This window comes from Methylobacterium aquaticum (genome assembly GCF_016804325.1).
GTDB classification, from domain to species: Bacteria; Pseudomonadota; Alphaproteobacteria; order Rhizobiales; family Beijerinckiaceae; genus Methylobacterium; species Methylobacterium aquaticum_C.
The window spans coordinates 3,566,458-3,583,566 of record NZ_CP043627.1 but is presented as its reverse complement, the minus strand read 5'-3'; the positions used below and the strand labels follow the sequence as shown (position 1 = coordinate 3,583,566).

Annotated in this window: 16 protein-coding genes and 2 pseudogenes; 10 read left to right on the top strand and 8 right to left on the bottom strand. The window is 68.9% G+C overall.

Annotated features, from left to right (window positions below; translation table 11 throughout):
* Positions 1-47 precede the first annotated feature (47 nt).
* Entirely contained in the window at positions 48-830 is a 783-nt protein-coding gene (locus F1D61_RS16270; protein ID WP_203152752.1) for an acetoacetate decarboxylase family protein, read from the bottom strand.
* A gap of 383 nt (positions 831-1,213) precedes the next feature.
* Here F1D61_RS16270 and F1D61_RS16265 point away from each other — a divergent pair, with 383 nt between their 5' ends.
* On the top strand, positions 1,214-2,239 hold the full coding sequence (locus F1D61_RS16265) for a GntR family transcriptional regulator (RefSeq protein ID WP_203152751.1): 1,026 nt from the start codon (positions 1,214-1,216) through the stop codon (positions 2,237-2,239).
* Positions 2,240-2,296: 57 nt separating this feature from the next.
* On the opposite strand, the gene F1D61_RS16260 is transcribed toward F1D61_RS16265, so the two are convergent.
* A complete protein-coding gene (locus F1D61_RS16260) occupies positions 2,297-3,709 on the bottom strand; it encodes a class II fumarate hydratase (RefSeq protein WP_203152750.1) in 1,413 nt (470 codons plus the stop codon).
* 61 nt (positions 3,710-3,770) lie between these two features.
* Positions 3,771-4,061 (bottom strand): annotated as a pseudogene (locus F1D61_RS16255) (IS3 family transposase); the annotation flags it as partial.
* Between the two features lie 30 nt (positions 4,062-4,091).
* On the opposite strand from F1D61_RS16255, the gene F1D61_RS34825 reads away from it, so the two are divergent.
* Positions 4,092-4,214 (top strand): hypothetical protein, encoded by a 123-nt coding sequence (locus F1D61_RS34825; RefSeq protein WP_281437013.1) that lies wholly within the window; start codon positions 4,092-4,094, stop codon positions 4,212-4,214.
* A gap of 20 nt (positions 4,215-4,234) precedes the next feature.
* Here F1D61_RS34825 and F1D61_RS16250 read toward each other — a convergent pair whose 3' ends face one another.
* The 4 genes from F1D61_RS16250 to F1D61_RS16235 form a co-directional block, all read right to left on the bottom strand.
* Entirely contained in the window at positions 4,235-4,975 is a 741-nt protein-coding gene (locus F1D61_RS16250; protein WP_203152749.1) for a GntR family transcriptional regulator, read from the bottom strand.
* Between the two features lie 12 nt (positions 4,976-4,987).
* A complete protein-coding gene (locus tag F1D61_RS16245; protein WP_203152748.1) occupies positions 4,988-5,671 on the bottom strand; it encodes an ABC transporter permease in 684 nt (227 codons plus the stop codon).
* Between the two features lie 153 nt (positions 5,672-5,824).
* A complete protein-coding gene (locus F1D61_RS16240) occupies positions 5,825-6,679 on the bottom strand; it encodes an ABC transporter ATP-binding protein (protein ID WP_203152747.1) in 855 nt (284 codons plus the stop codon).
* Entirely contained in the window at positions 6,679-7,764 is a 1,086-nt protein-coding gene (locus F1D61_RS16235) for an ABC transporter substrate-binding protein (protein ID WP_203152746.1), read from the bottom strand. The genes F1D61_RS16240 and F1D61_RS16235 overlap by 1 nt, the downstream gene beginning before the upstream one ends.
* 169 nt (positions 7,765-7,933) lie before the next feature.
* Between F1D61_RS16235 and F1D61_RS35395 the strand changes: the two are divergent.
* The 4 genes and pseudogenes from F1D61_RS35395 to F1D61_RS16215 all read left to right on the top strand — a co-directional run bounded on the left by F1D61_RS35395 (position 7,934) and on the right by F1D61_RS16215 (position 12,051).
* Positions 7,934-9,081: pseudogene (locus F1D61_RS35395) on the top strand (pyridoxal phosphate-dependent aminotransferase).
* A gap of 44 nt (positions 9,082-9,125) precedes the next feature.
* Complete coding sequence (locus tag F1D61_RS16225; RefSeq protein WP_203152745.1) at positions 9,126-9,908, top strand: SDR family oxidoreductase; 783 nt, start codon at positions 9,126-9,128, stop codon at positions 9,906-9,908.
* A gap of 11 nt (positions 9,909-9,919) precedes the next feature.
* Complete coding sequence (locus F1D61_RS16220; RefSeq protein ID WP_203152744.1) at positions 9,920-10,801, top strand: alpha/beta fold hydrolase; 882 nt, start codon at positions 9,920-9,922, stop codon at positions 10,799-10,801.
* Between the two features lie 2 nt (positions 10,802-10,803).
* Positions 10,804-12,051, top strand: coding sequence for a M20 family metallo-hydrolase (locus tag F1D61_RS16215; protein ID WP_203152743.1), 1,248 nt, complete (start codon positions 10,804-10,806; stop codon positions 12,049-12,051).
* A 118-nt stretch (positions 12,052-12,169) separates the two neighbouring features.
* Here the strand turns inward: F1D61_RS16215 and F1D61_RS16210 are convergent, their stop codons facing one another.
* A complete protein-coding gene (locus F1D61_RS16210) occupies positions 12,170-12,862 on the bottom strand; it encodes a GntR family transcriptional regulator (protein ID WP_203152742.1) in 693 nt (230 codons plus the stop codon).
* A 424-nt stretch (positions 12,863-13,286) separates the two neighbouring features.
* Here F1D61_RS16210 and F1D61_RS16205 point away from each other — a divergent pair, with 424 nt between their 5' ends.
* The 4 genes from F1D61_RS16205 to F1D61_RS16190 all read left to right on the top strand — a co-directional run bounded on the left by F1D61_RS16205 (position 13,287) and on the right by F1D61_RS16190 (position 17,109).
* Positions 13,287-14,153, top strand: a complete 867-nt coding sequence (locus F1D61_RS16205) for an isocitrate lyase/PEP mutase family protein (RefSeq protein ID WP_203152741.1) — start codon at positions 13,287-13,289, stop codon at positions 14,151-14,153.
* Between the two features lie 12 nt (positions 14,154-14,165).
* The gene (locus F1D61_RS16200; RefSeq protein WP_203152740.1) at positions 14,166-14,864 is read left to right on the top strand and encodes an isochorismatase family protein; all 699 of its coding nucleotides are present in this window, start codon (positions 14,166-14,168) and stop codon (positions 14,862-14,864) included.
* Positions 14,865-14,957: 93 nt separating this feature from the next.
* Positions 14,958-16,121, top strand: a complete 1,164-nt coding sequence (locus tag F1D61_RS16195) for an ABC transporter substrate-binding protein (protein ID WP_203152739.1) — start codon at positions 14,958-14,960, stop codon at positions 16,119-16,121.
* A gap of 28 nt (positions 16,122-16,149) precedes the next feature.
* On the top strand, positions 16,150-17,109 hold the full coding sequence (locus F1D61_RS16190; RefSeq protein WP_203152738.1) for a branched-chain amino acid ABC transporter permease: 960 nt from the start codon (positions 16,150-16,152) through the stop codon (positions 17,107-17,109).

The following is a 17,109-nucleotide window of genomic DNA, read 5'->3' as shown; positions in this document are numbered from 1 at the left end:
GTATCCTCTCCCATGGTGATCGATCCGTGCGGGGGACCGCGCGGGCGTTACGGGATCAGGCGCTTGAGCAGGCGCCGGTCCTCGACCGCGAAGCCGCCGCCATAGACATCGGACACCATGAACTGCGCCGACAGGATCTCGGGCTCCAGCGCTGCGATCGGATCGAAGGCGGAGGCGTTCAGCGTCATCGCGGCCCGCCCGGGGCTCGGCTCGGAATAGGCGAGGGGCGTGCGCCGATAGACGATGTCGGCATAGGCCGTCTCCAGACGCTCCGGATGCGGGAGGCGCCGGACGTGGATCTCGCCGCCCGGCTGCTCGTCGGCGTCGACGAGGCGCACGACCGGCGCGTCCGGATCGGGTGTGAACCGGAATTCCGCCAGTGGACCGCCGCGGCGGTCGACCCGGCCGGAGATCGATCCGTCCGGAGCCTCGTCGAACGCGTAGGTGCAATCCTTCTTGGTATAGCCGAAGAGCTCGCGCCCGGCAGCGATCCCCATCGGGTCGCTGCAATACATGTAGAGATGCGTCTGGGTGAACAATCCTTCGTAGCGGACAGCGACCGTCACCATGAGGTCGAACATGCGCCCTTGATGAAGCGACAGGGTGTGCCCCGGCGAGGCCATGAAGCGGAAGGCGACCCGGTCGTTGACGAGCTCGAACGGCGTGTCGGCGAGGAGGGCGGCGACCTTCGCCCGATCGACCCGGGTCATGACCTCGACGGTCCGCAGCGCGCATTCCCATTCGACCGGATAGGCCGGCGCGTATTGCGGATTGACGCCGCTGTTCGGATGCATGTCGTAGTCGCCGAACATCTTCTTGACGTCGTACACGGTGACCTCCTGGGTTTCGCTGCGGCGCTCGCGGCGATGATCGTCAGGTTCCGCTGCGAAGGATGAATGGGCATGGCGACCGTGCCGCCGAATCAGCCCGACGATCGGCGCCTCAAGCCTGCAACCGGGGGCCGGCAGCGCTTGCCGGCCCGTGTGGCGTGTCATGGCCGGGAGCATCCATGCTGCGTCGGATCGCTCTCCGACGACGGGCAGCCCCGACGTTTCGTCCCTTTTCGGCTGGTTCGGGTCGGCAGACCGGCCTTGCAGCCTCGCCGATCGCCCTTGTTAGAGCGTACACTGCATCCAGTGTACATTGGAGTCAACCGCCGTCACCGGGTAAGGACGCCATCGCGTCGCCCCGCGGCCGTTCCCGGGAGAAGGGTATGACGATCGACCGGAGACCGGCACGGGACGAGGCGGACCGGCGGGCGCCGCTCGTCACATCGTCCGCGGTCTCGCTGCAGGACCGGATCTACGCCCACCTCAAGGCGGGGATCGCGGAAGGCCGCATCCGGCCGGGGACCCGGCTGCTCGAGTCGCAGCTTGCCCGGACATTCGGCGTCAGCCGCTCGCCGGCCCGCGGCGCCCTGAATGCCCTGGCGGCGGAGCGGCTCGTCTCCGAGGATGGGGCGCGCGGCTACAGGGTCGGGGGCATCGCTGCAGCCGGGGAGGCGGATGATGCGGCACCACCGCTCGACCCGGCGCCGATGCCCCATCAGCGCCGATGGGAAACCCTGTACGGCGCGGTGGAGCAGGAACTCTACGGACAGATCCTGTTTCACTCGGTCCGCGTCAACGACCTGCGGCTCGCGCAGCATTACGGCGTGAGCCGGACGGTGACGCGCGACCTTCTCGCCCGCATGGACGGCGTCGGCCTCGTCACCAAGGATGCCGCCGGGCGCTGGGTGGCCCGCCGGGTGACGCCGCAGCGGATCCGCAACCTCTACGCGCTGCGCCGGCTGCTCGAACCGGTCTTGCTGGCCGAGGCCGCGCCGCGCGTTCCGACGGCCCTGCTCCGACAGGCGAGGACGCATATCGAGGCGACGCTGGCCCGGCCCGCGATCGACGGCGAGGATTTCGACCGGGCCGAGACCGATCTGCATCGGGATCTTCTCGGCTATTCGGGGAACGACGAGCTGATTCACGCCCTCAGGCCAACGCATTTCCTGTTCGGCCCGACGCGGCACCTGATCGACCCGATCCTCGGGATCCCGATGCACAAGATCGAGCATGCCCTGCACGAGCACCTCGCCATCCTGGATCATCTGCTCGACGGCGATGCGCGAGGGGCGGCCCTGCTCCTGGAGCGGCATCTCGCCGAGGCTATCGGCCGGTGGCTCGGCCGGTTCGAGGTCGCGGCAACCCTCGGCAGCGTCGCCTGCCCGGATTACCTGACCCCGTCAGACTAGAAGCCGAGGCCGCCGCTCGGATCCGCGAGGCGTCCCGCCGCGTCACCCGTCTTGATTCTAGCGCGAAGCGGTACCGGGCGAGGCCATCGCAGCGGGGTCGACGAGGCGGTCGTACTCCTCCGCCGTCGCGAAGCCCAGGGCGATCGCCGCCGCGCGCGGGGTCACCCCCTCGCTCATGGCCGTCCGGGTGATCGCGGCGACGCGGTCGTAGCCGAGGACCGGTTTGAGCGCCGTGGCGAGCAGCAGGGCGTTCGCCACGTTGGCGGCGAGGCGGTCCCGATCGACGTCGAGGTCGCGCACCAGCCGCAGCGCGAAGACCCGGGCGCCGTCCGCCAGCACCCGGATCGATTGCAGCAGGTTGTGGATCAGGACCGGCTTGGCGACGTTCAGCTCGAACGTCCCGGAGGCGCCCGCCGCCGTGACCGTGGCGTGGTTGCCGATAACCTGGAAGGCGGCCTGCACCAGGGCCTCGGCGACCGTCGCGTTGCGCTTGCCCGGCATGATCGACGACGACAGGCCGTCGTCGGGGATCACGAGCTCGCCGAGGCCGCAGCGCGGCCCGGAGCCAAGCAGGCGAATGTCGTTGGCGATCTTGATGACTGAGACCGCCAGCACGTTGAGGGCGCCCGAGACCTCGACCAGGGCGTCATGGGCGCCCATCCCCTCGAACTTGCTCGGGTTGGGGACGACGGGAAGCCCCGAGAGGGCCGCGATTTCCGCGCAGAAGGCGTCGTCGAACCCCGTCGGCGCGTTGAGGCCGGACCCGACGGCGGTTCCGCCCTGCGCGAGGCGATGGAGGCGCGGAGCCACGGCCTCGACGCGCTCGATCCCCGATCCGATCTGCGCCGCGAAGGCGCGGAATGCCTGCCCGACCGTCATCGGCACCGCGTCCATGAGGTGGGTCCGACCGATCTTCACCACGTCGTCGAAGGCCACCGCCTTTGCGGCCAGGGTGTCGCGCAAAAGGTGAAGCGCCGGCAGCAGCCGGTCGCGCAGCTCCAGTGCGGTGCAGAGATGCATCACGGTCGGGAAGCTGTCGTTCGAGGACTGGGACCGGCTCACGTGGTCGTTAGGGTGGACCGGGCTGCGCGTCCCCAGGGCCTGGCCGAGGCGCTCGTTGGCGCGGTTGGCGATGACCTCGTTGACGTTCATGTTGGTCTGGGTGCCGGAACCGGTCTGCCAGACCACGAGGGGAAAGTGGCCGTCGAACCTGCCTTCCCACACCTCGCGGGACGCCGCCTCGATCGGGTCGGCGAGAGACGGATCCAGCACCCCGAGGCGGCGGTTGGCGCGGGCCGCCGCGAGCTTCTGCAGGCCGAAGGCCCGCACGAGGCAGACCGGCAGGCGTTCCTCTCCGATCGCGAAGACCCCGAGCGCGCGCTGCGTCTGCGCGCCCCAGTAGCGGTCGGCCGGGATCTCGACCGGGCCGAAGGCATCGTTCTCGATCCGGATGGGCGACGGCTCGGTCATGGCGCAAGGCTCTTCGAGGAAATGAACCGCTCCCGGTTTTTCGGAGGCTGATTGGCTTGGGTCAGGCGGCCAGGGCTTGGTCGCCGACGTGGGTATGATAGCGCGCTTCAGCCTCGGCGGGAGGGACGCTGCCGATGGGCGCGAGGAGGCGACCGTGGTCGTACCAGTCGACCCACTCCAGGGTGGCGTACTCGACCGCCATGATGGAGCGCCATGGGCCACGCCGGTGGATCACCCCGGATCAAGTCCGGGGCAAGCTCTCTGCCTTGGACAGGCCGTTGGTCGTCTCCGCCATGGCGTTGTCGTAAGCATCGCCGACGCTGCCGAACGACGGTTCGATCCCTGCTCCGGCCTGACCACGATGTAGCAGCCGGTCGTCACGATGATCGGACGCGGTCTCGATCTCCTGCAGGCGCGCATGCGGGACAAGGGTTTGCCCGACGAGACGATCTCCCTGCGCGGCCGGCTCATCGAGCGCGGCTCGAGCGGACCGAAGGGCCGGTAGGCAGGCAGTCGAGGTGCTTGTCAGGTCTCATCCTTGAACAGGCCGGCATGGTCTGACGACCTGACGAAGTGCAGGAAGTCGGCGATACCCTCCGACAAGAGCGAGACGTGGTGCGCCATCCGCTCGCCCGCGGCGGTCGCGTCGTTGCGCAGGATCGCCGCAAGCACTGCGGCGTGCTCGGGCTGCGATTGCGGCATGCGACCGGGCTGGAAGGTGATCGCCCGGCGATACGGCGCGGTCTTCACCGAGAGGCGCCGCAACTCGTCCTGCAGGACCCGGTTGTGGCTCGCCGCCGCGATCGCGTCGTGGAACCGGATGTTGGCGTCGTAGAACGCGTCGTAGTCGCCCGCCGCGATGGCCGCGCCGCAGGCCGCGTGTTCGGCCTCGAGTACGGCGCGCTGTTCCTGGGTGATCCGGCGGGCCGCCTGCGAGGCCGCCAGGGCTTCCATCGACGCCACCACGCTCAAGGCGTCGAGGAGGTCGGCCACGGAGAACTGCGACACCTGCAGTCCCTGCCGTCCGCGTGCGCTCGCGAGTCCACTCGCGGAGAGCCGCTGCAGCGCCTCGCGGACGGGGGTACGCGAGACGCCGTAGCGTTCCGACAACTCGCGCTCGTCAAGCCGCTGGCCCGGCCGGATCGCGCCGCGCAGGATGTCCTCCTCAAGGCGGCGCGCGACGTCCCCGGCGAGGGAGGTATCCTCGGAGATCCCGGCATCCGACAGGTCGAGCCGGCGCGCCTTCTGCGCCGTCCTCTGGCTCATGGTCCTTATCCCTCACGCTGGGTCTGCCGAGAAAATTCGGTTGGCGGCGATCTCACCGAGCGCGACCAGCCCGTACAGCAGCAGCCCGCACACGCAAAGGACGACGATCGCGGCCATCGACACCTCGGTATCGGCCCGCGCGGTCGCGAAGATGATCAGGTAGCCGAGGCCGGCCTGCGCGGTGATGAACTCGCCGATGATCACCCCGATGATCGCGAGCGTGATCGCAACCTTCATCCCGCTGAAGATGTGCGGCAGGGCGGCTGGGAAGCGGACATGGGTGAAGACCTGCCACTCGCTCGCGGTGAGCGACCGGCATAGCCGCAGCATGCCGCGGTCGACGCTCGCGAACCCTGCACTCGTCGCGATCACCACGGGAAAGAACGCGATGAAGACCGCGAAGGCAACGCGCGACTGCATGCCGATCCCGAGCCAGATGATGAAGAGCGGCGCGAGCGCGATCTTCGGGATCAGCTGGAAGAAGACGAGGTTCGGGTAGAGCGCCTCTCGCGCCAGGGTCGAGTAGGTGATCACGATGGCGAGCAAGACCCCGAGCAGGGTCGCGAGCACGAATCCGATCGCCGACTCCAATGTCGTCGGGACCGCATGGGTCAGGAGGATGTCCCAGTGCTCCACGATGTAGCGCAAGGTGGAGATGGGGGAGGGGAGGATGACCGACGGGATGTTGCCGATCACGACGAAAGCCTGCCAGGCTGCCAGAGTCGCCACCGCCAGGGCGACCGGCAGAAGCACGGCCCGCACGCCCGAGAGTCCGAACCCGAGCCGCGGAGTCTGGCCCGGGCCTGAGAGGATCGCGCCGGTTTCCGTTCCGATTGCGCCTGCCATATCCTACTCCCCGCCTGCGCTGCGGCCCGTCGGGGCCGTGCCGTGGGCCTGCTCGATGGTCAGCCGCAGGTGGCGGACGACCCGGCCAAATTCCGGATTCTCTTCGATCGCCAGACGGCGCGGCCGCCCGAACGGCATGCGCTCATCGAGAACGACGTGGGAGGGGCGGCCGCCCATCACCACGACGCGGTCGGACAGGAACGCAGCCTCGCGGATCGAGTGCGTGACGAAGATCACCGTCTTCGCCGTCTTGTCCATGATGTCCGACAGCGCCTCGTTCATCTGGTCGCGTGTGATTGCGTCGAGGGCGCTGAAGGGCTCGTCCATGAGCAGGATGGCGGGATCGTGGATCAGGGCCCGGCAGATGGCGACGCGCTGGCGCATGCCCCCCGACAACTGGGACGGCTTGTGGTTCTCGAAGCCTCCCAGACCCACCATGGCCAGGAGCTCGCGCGCGCGCTCACGATAGGGCGCGAGCGGCAACTTGAGGATCCGGATCGGAAACAGCACGTTCTCGAGCGTCGACTTCCAGGGCAGGAGGGTTGCGTCCTGGAAGATGATGCCGATGTCGCGGCGCGGCCGGACCACGCGGCTCCCGTCGAGCTCGATCGTGCCGCTCGTCGGCGTCTCGAGCCCGGCGATCATCATGAGGAGCGTGCTCTTCCCGCAACCGCTCGGGCCGAGCAGCGAGACGAACTCGCCGCGCCCGATCTCGAGGCTCGCGGACGCGACCGCCCGAACAGGCCCCTGGCGGCCGCCATAGACCTTTTCGACCTGCGCGATCCGCAGGAGCGGCGCCGCGGAGGCCGGCGTGACGAACGGCACGTTCGCGCCGCGGAGGTTGGGTTGCGCCGCCATCAGATCAGGTACTTCCGGTAGGGCGCCGCCTGGGCCTCCGCCGCCGCGAGGTCCTTGCCCTCGAGCTTGACCGAACCAGCGAACCGGTTCGTGAACAGGGCGGCAGGATCGGGCCGTACCGCCTTGTCGCCCGCTCCGTAGCGCACGACGACGTCGGTCATCGTCGCCACCTTGGCCGGGTCGGCGTAGCCGAAGCCCTTCTCCTTCACCTCGGGCACGAGGTTGGTCAGGTTGGTGAGCCCGAGGCCGATCCGTGCATAGGCCTTGCCGGTCGAGCTGATCGCGACCTCGCTGTTGGCCTTGAGGAACAGGGCCACCGCCTCGTCGAAGTCGGTCATGGTGAACCGGATCGCCTCCATGGCGCCGGCCACGAAGGCGTCCGTCAGGCCGGGATCCTTCTCGATCCGGGCGGGCTGGGTGATCAGGGACTGGCCGTAGAAGTCGAGGCCCGCCTCCCGGAACAGCATGAAGCGCAGCTCCGTGCCGAGGGGGACGAGGGAGGGCAGCGTGCTCGTGGCGAAGGACGAGACCGCATCGACCTGCTTGTCGACCAGCGACCGCTCGCGGACCTTGCCGTCGATCTGAACGAGGTCGACTGTCTTCAGGTCGAACCCGGCCTTCTCGGCGTAGAGCGGCAGGAAAGGATACTCGCCCGAGGTGACGCTCGCGCCGAGCTTGCGGCCCTCAAGATCCTTCGGGGACTTGATCGGCGAGGCGGCGAGGACCGCGATGCCCATCAGCGCGTCGTAGTTGATCTGGCCGATGCAGGTGATCGGCAGGTTGCGCGAGGCCTGGATGATCGCCGTCGGCGTCGCGGCCATCCCGAAATCGAAGGTCCCGGCCGCGACGGCCTGGGCCGCTGCGCCGGATCCGGAGCCACGAGCGACGCTGACATCGAGCCCGTGCTTCTTCCAGAAGCCTTTGTCGCGGGCGACAGTGGCGAAGAGGTTCGGGCCCTCCGGGATCCAGGACGTGGTGAACGTGACCTTCGTTGCCTGGGCTAGCGCCGGGCGAGGAAAGCCACTGAGAGCAGCGGCACCGGCCGCCGCGCCGACACCCGCTAGAACCCGCCGTCTCGTCAGCATTCCACCCTCCCGGCCCACTCCGCGATTGTCCGCATCATGGCATGTCAGATCTTGGATCGCATGCATAATCGGATGCCAGCAGCGCCTAAATGCATGCCATTTCGCTAAAACGTATGCCAGATTTTTTATCTTGCATGCCAGACGCCGCCGGGTATCTGTTAGCCCCCGAATGGAGAGCCTGACCATGCGAGCCTTCGAGGCGCGGAACGCCCATTTCGACGCGCTGGTGAACACACCCGGCCTGCGCTGGCTCGGGCAGAACACCAACCATGCGCCGAGCCACCCGGCTGTGCGGGAGGCGATGGAGCGGTGCATCCGGGACGAGGGATTTCACGTCTACGCGCCGCCCGCGGGCTTCGAGGCGCTGAGGGCGGGAATCGTGGCCGATTTCGGCCTCGACGGGCAGGCCGCCCTCGTGTCGGACGGGGCCGTGGCCTCGCTCTACCACGTCTGCCATACGCTGCTCGCGCCGGGCGACGAGTTCGTCACGACGGATCCGACCTGGAACTGGCCAATGGCCTTCGCCCGCTCGGTCGGCGCCACGGTGCGGCAGATCCCGATCTACGGCCCCGAGCACGGCTACCGCCTCGATCCCGCCCGGCTCGAGGCCGCCATGGGCCGCGCACCAAAGTGGTCTACCTCGTCGACCCGAACAACCCGCTCGGCACCGCCTGCACGGCCGAGGAGATCGCCGCGATCGTGGAGATCGTCCGCAAGGCCGGGGCCTACCTCATCCACGACTGCACCTACCGGCACTTCGCGCACGAGCACCACCTGGCGGCGAAGCTCGATCCGGAGCGCACGCTCACGATCTACAGCTTCTCGAAGTGGCTCGGCCTCGCCGGCCTCAGGGTCGGCGCGGTGATCGCGCATCCCGACATGGCCGAGCGCCTGGCCGCGGCCCCGCCCAACAATCTCGGATCCAGCATCCTCGCCCAGCGCGCCGCGATGGCGGGGCTTGCGATCAAGGACGAGTGGTTCCCAGGCGTACTCGCCGAGCAACGGGCCAACCAGGCGCTGATCAAGGCGGCCTGCGACCGGATCCCGGGCCTCGTGATGCCGGTCTACCCCTCGAACGGGAACTTCGTCGTGCTCGAGACCGGCGGCCTCGGCATCGCGCCTGAGGCACTCGTTGCCGCCTATCAGGAGCGCCGGATCATGATCCGGCAGGGCTCCTATCACACGCCGAATTTCGGCGACCGGTTCGTGAAGGTGTCGGTCTCGGTGCCGCGGGACTGGGTCGAGGAGTTCGTCGATCTCCTGCCGGCGATGATCGAGCGGGCCCGCGGCATGAACGCGGACGTCAAGCTCTTCTGAAGACCAGCCCCGGTTCACAATACGATCACGAGGACGACACGACCATGGATCTCCAACTCCAGGGCAAGACGGTCCTGATCACCGGCGCCTCGCAAGGCATCGGCGAGGGCCTCGCCCATGCCTTCGCGGCGGAGGGCTGCCCGCTCCACCTGACGGCGCGGTCGGCCGACAAGCTCGACGCGCTCAAGCGCGCGATCGAGGCCGAGCACAAGGTCGCGGTCGGCGTCACGGCGATCGACATGACGCAGGACGGCGCCTGCGAGCGGATCGTCGCGGAGGCGGGCGACGTCGACATCCTGATCAACAATGCCGGGGTGATCCCGAGCGGCTCGCTCTTCGACGTCGATGCGCAGAGATGGCGCGAGGGCTGGGCCCTCAAGGGCTTCGGCTATGCCGACATGATCCGTCTCGTCTATCCGCGCATGAAGGCGCGCGGCGGCGGCGTGATCCTCAACAACATCGGCAATGGCGGCGAGGTCTGCGATCCGAACTACATCGAGGGCGCGGCCGGCAATGCCTCGATCATGGCGATGACCCGGGCTTTGGGTGGGCGCAGCCTCGACGACAATATCCGTGTCGTCGGCGTCAATCCGGGGCCCGTCGATACATCGCGGATCTACAACATGCTGCGCAAGTTCGCCGAGAACGAGCTTGGCGACGCGGCGCGCTACGAGGAGCTGCTGGTGCGCTATCCTTTGAAGCGGCCGGCCAAGGTGCATGAGATCACCGATCTCTTTCTGTTCCTCGCCTCGTTCCGCTCCGGCTACACATCCGGCACCGTCTTCACCGTGGATGGCGGCATCGCCTCCCGCCGCACTGTCGTCTGAGAGGAGCCCCCATGCCCAAGGCGAGCGCGAGCGACGGCGTAGAGCTCTACTTCGAGGAGGCGGGGCGCGGGACGCCCATCGTCTTCGTTCACGAATTCGGCGGCAACCACTGGAGCTGGGAGCCGCAGATGAACTTCTTCTCGCGCCGCCACCGGTGCATCACCTATGCGGCGCGCGGCTTCCCGCCCTCGGATATCCCGGATTCCGTCGACGCCTACTCGCAGGCGATCGCGGCCGACGACATCATCGCGGTCATGGACGCGGCGGGCATCGAGACCGCGCATCTCGTCGGCCTGTCGATGGGGGGCTTCGCCGTCCTGCATGCCGGCCTGCGCCATCCCGGTCGCGTGCGCTCGATCACCGCCGCCGGCGCCGGCTACGGCGCCGAGAAGGCGCACGAGGACTACTTCAAGGGCATCTCGGAGCAGGTCGCGACCAATTTCGAGACGAAGGGCGCGCCGGCCTTCTCCAAGATCTATGCCGAGGGCGCCTCGCGGGTGCAGTTCCAGGACAAGGACCCACGAGGCTGGCAGCTCTTCGCCGACCGCCTCGGGCAGCATGACAGCCGGGGCGCGGCCAACACCATGCGCGGCGTGCAGATGCGGCGCCCCTCGCTCTACGACCTGGAGGACGAGTTCCGCGCGATGGCCGCGCCATTGCTGGTCGTGGTCGGAGACGAGGACGACCATTGCCTGCAGCCTGGCTTCTTCCTCAAGCGGACGGTGCCGGCCTCGGGCCTCGCGGTCCTGCCGAAGACCGGCCACACCCTGAACCTCGAGGAGCCGATGCTCTTCAACCAGATCCTGGCGGAGTTCCTCGCCCAGGTGGAGAGCGGCCGCTGGGGCCCGCGCGACCCGCGCGCCAACCCCGCCGAAATCATGCGGACGCGCTGAACGTGGCGCGCCCGTCCGATCACGTCGACGGCGACCGCCTCTGGCGGCGCCTGATGGAGCTGAGTCAGTTCGGCGCCCGCCCGGATGGCGGCGTCGACCGACAGACCCTGACCGAGATCGAGATCGCCGCCCGCGCCCATCTGGTGGCGCTCGGTCGCTCGCTCGGGCTCGAACCGTACACGGATGCGGCCGCGAACCTCTTCCTGCGGTATCCTGGCCGACAGTCGGATCGCCCCCCCGTCATGGCCGGTTCGCACATCGATTCCCAGCCGACGGGCGGCCGCTTCGACGGGGCCTTCGGGGTGATGGCCGCCTTCGAGGCCGTCGAGGCGATGCGGGCAGCAGGCTTGGTGCCGGAACGCGCGATCGAGATCGTCGCCTTCACGAACGAGGAGGGCTGCCGGTTTTCCCCCGGCATGACCGGCTCGGATCTCTTCACGGGGGCACGGACGCTGGCGGAGGTCGCGACGATCCGCGACGCGTCGGGGATCGCGCAGGGCGATGCCCTAGCGGCAGTGCTCGCTGCCGACCGGGACGTGCCGCAGCGCCCGTTCCGGCGCCCGATCGCGGCCTTCGTCGAGCCCCATATCGAGCAGGGTCCGATCCTGGAGCGCGACGGCGTCTCGATCGGCATCGTGACCGGGATTCAGGGCACCCGCCGCTACCGCGTGCGCATCACCGGAGAGGCCGCGCATGCCGGTACGGCCGAGCGCCACGAGCGGCGTGATGCGGTCATGGCGGCGGTGCGGATGATCGCCGCCATCGACCGGGCCGCTTCCGATCCCGCCGACACCAAGCTCACCGTCGGGATGATCGAGGTGACGCCGAATGCTCCCTCCGTCGTTCCCGCGGAGGTGCTGTTCTCCATCGACCTGCGCCACCCGGACAATGCCGTGGTCGACCGGCTCGATGCCGCGATCCGTGCCATCATCGAGGGGGAGCGGGGACCCTGCGCCGCGTCCGTGCGGCAGATCCAGCACAATCCGTCACTCACGTTTTCGCCCATCGTGCGGGGGGCCATCGCCAGGGCGGCCGGCAACCTCGGCCTTGCGCATCGCGACATCCTCTCGGCCGCCGGTCATGACGCCCGGCAACTGCATGACGTGTGTCCGACCGGCATGATTTTCGTGCCGTGTCGCGACGGGGTCAGCCACAATCCGGCGGAGTGGGCGGAGCCGAACGATCTCACGGCCGGAGCACGGGTGCTGACCGACGTTTTGTGGCAGTTGGCGAATCGGGATGAGAGCTGACTCGCGGCAGGACACCTCAAGGGTGCTGCTGGTACCGGCCCGGGTGAACGACACGTCGCAATCGCGGCGCTCGAAGAGCCTCACGATCCCAGCCTGCTCGCCGAACGTGCGTCGGCGGTCAGGCCGTCTTCGCGGTCGCGGAGTGAGTGGCGTCGATATCGGCCAGTGCGCTGAAACGGGCGCTGCGGATGTGCTTGCGCATGGCGCTCTCCGCCCGATCCGGGTCGCGGGATTGCAGGCCTGCGAGGATCTCCCGGTGCTCGGATAGGGCAGCCTGGGCCCGCCCGGGACGGGTGCTCGAGCGCAGGCGCTGAAGCCGCAGCTGGTAGTAGACTTCGTCGAGGAGAAGCTGTTCCAGGCGCGGGTTGCGCGCACCGCGCACGATGGCGAAATGGAAATCCTCGTCCGTGCGACCCTGAACGTAGCTCCTGCCGGAGGCGACGTCCGGTTGCTCGGCGTGGCGGTCGAGCAGGTCGGCGAGCTCGTCCTGCTCCCGCCCCGTCATGCGTTCGGCTGCGAGGCGTGCCGCCATCCCCTCGAGCGCCTCGCGGACGAGGAAGAGCTGCTCGAGGGTATCGCGGTCGAAGGCGACCACCCGCACGCCGATCCGCGGCGTGCGCACGACGAGCCGGCCCTCGAGCCGATGCAGGGCCTCGCGCAGCGGCCCCCGGCTGATCCCGAGCTGGCGCGCCAGCTTCGCCTCGGAGAGGCGCTCACCCGGCATGAACTCGCCTGACGTGATGGCTTCCACGAGCTTCGCGAACGCCTCGTCGACGAGGGAGGTGGACGAGATTGGATAGAGATTGCTCATTCGATCACCGGAATGCCGGGCCACGAACTCACGTTATGTGCAAACTGTCAACCGGATGGGCAGCGGGGCGACGGAAGGGGCGTCGACGCATCGGATTGGGCAGCGCGAGCCATGAGCAAGCTGAGGGCCGCGGCAAGCGCTGACACCACTTGCGCCTTCTCCCCACCGAGGTGGATCGGCAGCCGCCGGGCCCGCGCGGCGAAGAAGTCCTCCTTGGCTCCTCGGCGGAGTGAAGCGGCGTCCCGTGCAGGCAGTACCCGCTTTCGGACAGCCCGAGGCATGGAACCGCCGATTGCGCCGGCAAACTGTTGACAGTTTGCCGAACATGCGAAAACCTGCGGCATCGATCGGGCCGCCGCGCCCGAGGCAGTGCCCTTGCGAGGGCGAGCTGCCCCCTCGAAGCCTTCACGGACGACGCCGAGCGATGCGAGCCACCCAGACCCTGAAAACGATCCTGGCACGCCGCGACGCGGTGAGCGTACCCGGTGCCGCCAACGCGCTGTTTGCCCGCGTCATCGAGGATCTCGGCTACGAGGCGGTCTACGTGACGGGTGCCGGCGTCGCGAACATGCATCTCGGCGCACCCGACATCGGGCTCACCACCGTCACCGAGGTGGCGAGCGCCGTCGCCGCGGTCGCGGACGCCGTGACCCTGCCGATCATCGTCGATGCCGACACCGGCTTCGGCAACGCCGTCAACATGGTGCGCACCGTGCGCCTGCTCGAGCGGGCGGGCGCCGCCGGCATCCAGATCGAGGACCAGGTCTTCCCGAAGAAGTGCGGCCACTTCACCGGCAAGGATGTCATCCCGGCGAGCGAGATGGTGCAGAAGGTCAAGGCTGCGGTCGATGCGCGGCGCGACGGCGATCTCCAGATCATCGCCCGCACCGATGCCCGGGCGATCGAAGACCTCGACCGGGCGATCGAGCGGGCACGGGCCTACATCGAGGCGGGCGCCGACGCGACCTTCGTCGAGGCGCCGGTCTCGGTCGAGGAGCTGGCGCGCATCGCCCGCGATCTCCCGGTGCCGCAGGTCGCCAACATCGTGTTCGGCGGCCGCACGCCCGATCCGGGCCGGCAGGCGCTCGCCGGGATGGGCTTCTCGATCGTCCTCTACGCCAACGCGGCGCTCCAGGCGGCGCTCAAGGCGTCCTTCGACGTGCTCGGCGCACTCAAGCGCGACGGCTCGCTCGAGGCGGTGGCCGACCGGCTCGCCTCGTTCGAGGAGCGCCAGCGGGCTGTCGACAAGGATGCCTGGGATGCCCGCGAAGCCCGTTACCGGATCGCTTGAGCGAGATCACCGATGAGCAGCCAACCCTCCGACCCGAAACCCTGGGACGGCCTGATCTCCGAGGAGGAGCAGCGGGCCTACAACGCCGCCGGCTTCGGCCGGACCACGGGCCTGGGCCAACGTCCGGCCCTCCTCGTGATCGACGTGCAGTACCGCACGACCGGCACGGTGCCGATGTCGTTCTGGCAGGCGATCGAGGAATATCCGACGTCGTGCGGCGAGGTCGCCTGGGCGGCGGTGGCGCGGATCGAGCGCCTGATCGGCCTGTTCCGCGAGCGCGGCTGGCCGGTCCTCTATCCCCTCGTCGCGCCGAAGGCCGGCTTCGATCAAGGCCGGCTGTCGGACAAGGTGCCGGCGATCATGAACGTCGCCGCCAAGGGCTACGAGTTCCCGGCCCCGGTCGCGCCGCGGGACGGCGACATCCTGCTGCCGAAGAAGCATCCGAGCGCCTTCTTCGGCACGCCGCTCGCGAGCTACCTCATCAACCTCCAGGCCGACAGCCTGGTGGTGACCGGCTGCTCGACCAGCGGCTGCGTGCGCGGCAGCGTCGTCGACGCCTTCGCGTACAATTTCCGGGTCCTGGTCCCGCACGATGCCGTCTACGACCGCAGCGCCACCTCGCACGCGGTCAACCTCTTCGACATGGCCTCGAAATACGCCGACGTGATGTCGACCGACGAGGCCCTGGACGCCCTGCGCGCCCTCGCCTGAGCCGCCCCCGGGAGGTGTCCCGGGCGCGCCTCGCGCCCGGGTCGAGAGCCCCGACGAACCTTGCCGATGAACCCTGCAATCAGAGTGGGACCGATGAGCGCGCGCGCAGCAGCACCTTTGAGCCGCCGGGCCCTGGTGGCCGGCACCCTGGCGATGTCCCTTAGCCTTGCCGGGGCGGCGCGCGCCGAGGAGCCGCTTCGCTTCGGCATGGCGATGCCGCTCTCGGGCGGGCAGGCGACCTACGGCCAGGACCAGGTCAAGGCCGCCGAATGGGCAGTGGCGGAGATCAACGCCAAGGGCGGGGTCGCCGGCCGCAAGCTCGAGATGATCGTGCTCGACACCCGGGCGGATCCGCAGTCCGGCATCCAGGCGGCCAACCGTCTGGTCTCGGTCGACAAGGTTCCGGCCTTCGTCAGCGCCTGGTCGGCGGTGGTCAAGGCGATCGCCCCGGTGGCGAACGACACCCGCACGGTGCAGCTCTCGGTCGGTGCGAACTCGGCCGAGATCGCCCGACTCGGCGATTACACCTACACCACCTTCCCGCTCGCGGCCGTCGACATCACGGCGGTGGCGAACTACGCCGCCAAGGAGATGGGCAAGAAGCGGGCGGCGGTCCTCTACATCAACAACGAGACCGGCACGGTCGCGGCGCAGATCTACCGCGACGTCTTCAGCAAGGCCGGCGGCCAGGTGGTGGCCTACGAAGCATACGACCCGCGCGCCTCGGACTGGACCGGACCCCTGCTCAAGGTCCGGGCGGCCCAGCCCGACATCGTCCACATCCAGGGCCTCGTCGCCGACACGCCGCAGGTCATCGCCCAGATGCGCCAACTCGGCCTGACGATGCCGGTCTCGTCCTACTCGGCGGTCTACAACCCGAAGCTGATCGAGCAGCTCGGCAAAGCGTCCGAGGGCGTCATCGCCACCTCGCTCGCCCCCGGCGCCGCCGACGACCCGGCGGTCGCCGCCTACCTGGCGCGCTGGAAGAAGGAGATCGGCCGCGAGCCGAACGGCCTGCCCTACACCCAGTACCTGTACGACGCGCCCTACCTCGTCGCCGCCGTCTATTCCGGCCTGATCGACAAGAAGCTGCCGCTCACCGGCGAGAACTTCCGCAAGGAAATGCTGGCGATCCGCACCTTCGACCTGCCGCTCACCGGCAAGCTGACGATCAACGACGACCACACGGTGAACAAGACCGTCTACCTGATGGAGGTCAAGAACGGCGCCTGGGTCAAGAAGGCGGTGGTCGAGTAGGGCGCGAACGGGAGGCGGGAGCGGACCCATGCTGTCCTTCGACATTCTCGCGCAGGTGCTGTGGACGTCGCTCGCGACCTCCGCGCCGCTGGTGCTGTTCGCGGTCGCCTTCGCGCTGGTGCTGAAGGTCAACCGCATCTTCAACTTCGCCCAGGCCGGCGTGATGACGGTGGCGTTCTACGCCGCCCACTCCGCCGTCTCGATGGCGGGCCTGCCCGGCTGGGTCGGCTGCCCGTTCGCGCTCGCGGCCTCCGCGGGGGCGAGCGCGCTCCTCGAGCGGGTCGGGTTCCGACCGCTGCGGCGGCGGCGCGCGACGCCGATGTTCATCTTCATCTTCACCCTGATCGTGTCCGAGCTGATCGCCTATCTGGCGATGCTCGTGTTCGGCACCTGGCCGACCACGGTGTTCCCGTCGTTGTTCTGGCCGGTGACGCTGGTCGGCAACGTGGCGATCAGCGCCTGGGACGGCCCGGCGATCGGGGCGATGCTCGTCTCGCTCGCGCTCCTCTTCACCTACCTTCGCCGCGCCCGGACCGGCCGGTTCATGATCGCGGTCGCCGACAACCCCGACCTCGCCGAGCTCTACGGCATCGAGAAGGACCGGGTTTACCTCGCCACCGTGGTGATCGCCGGCCCTCTCGTCGGGGTCGGCATGTGCCTGTACGGCGCCCGCGCCCAGGTCCAGCCGACGACCTCGATCGAGCTGATGCTGTTTGCCGTCGCGGCCACCATCATCGGCGGTATCGGCAACCTCTGGGGCGCGGCCCTCACCGCGGTGGCGCTCGGGGTCGTGCAGAACGCCAGCGTGCTGTTCATCCCGGCCGAGTGGCAGGGCTTCCTGCTCTACGTCTTCCTGTTCCTCGCCATCGTGTTCCTGCCGAACGGCATCCGCCTGCCGGAGCGCAAGCGCGGCTTGGCGCGCCGGGTCGCCAGTGTCGATCTCGGCGATCCCGCTCCCGATCCGGCGCCTGCCCGCAGAGAGGCGTAA

Coding starts and splice junctions, on each gene's coding strand:
- F1D61_RS16265 (WP_203152751.1), top strand. CDS start 1,214: ATGACGATCGACCGGAGACCGGCACGGGACGAGGCGGACCGGCGGGCG.
- F1D61_RS16260 (WP_203152750.1), bottom strand. CDS start 3,709: ATGACCGAGCCGTCGCCCATCCGGATCGAGAACGATGCCTTCGGCCCG.
- F1D61_RS34825 (WP_281437013.1), top strand. CDS start 4,092: ATGATCGGACGCGGTCTCGATCTCCTGCAGGCGCGCATGCGGGACAAG.
- F1D61_RS16250 (WP_203152749.1), bottom strand. CDS start 4,975: ATGAGCCAGAGGACGGCGCAGAAGGCGCGCCGGCTCGACCTGTCGGAT.
- F1D61_RS16240 (WP_203152747.1), bottom strand. CDS start 6,679: ATGGCGGCGCAACCCAACCTCCGCGGCGCGAACGTGCCGTTCGTCACG.
- F1D61_RS16235 (WP_203152746.1), bottom strand. CDS start 7,764: ATGCTGACGAGACGGCGGGTTCTAGCGGGTGTCGGCGCGGCGGCCGGT.
- F1D61_RS16225 (WP_203152745.1), top strand. CDS start 9,126: ATGGATCTCCAACTCCAGGGCAAGACGGTCCTGATCACCGGCGCCTCG.
- F1D61_RS16220 (WP_203152744.1), top strand. CDS start 9,920: ATGCCCAAGGCGAGCGCGAGCGACGGCGTAGAGCTCTACTTCGAGGAG.
- F1D61_RS16210 (WP_203152742.1), bottom strand. CDS start 12,862: ATGAGCAATCTCTATCCAATCTCGTCCACCTCCCTCGTCGACGAGGCG.
- F1D61_RS16205 (WP_203152741.1), top strand. CDS start 13,287: ATGCGAGCCACCCAGACCCTGAAAACGATCCTGGCACGCCGCGACGCG.
- F1D61_RS16200 (WP_203152740.1), top strand. CDS start 14,166: ATGAGCAGCCAACCCTCCGACCCGAAACCCTGGGACGGCCTGATCTCC.
- F1D61_RS16195 (WP_203152739.1), top strand. CDS start 14,958: ATGAGCGCGCGCGCAGCAGCACCTTTGAGCCGCCGGGCCCTGGTGGCC.
- F1D61_RS16190 (WP_203152738.1), top strand. CDS start 16,150: ATGCTGTCCTTCGACATTCTCGCGCAGGTGCTGTGGACGTCGCTCGCG.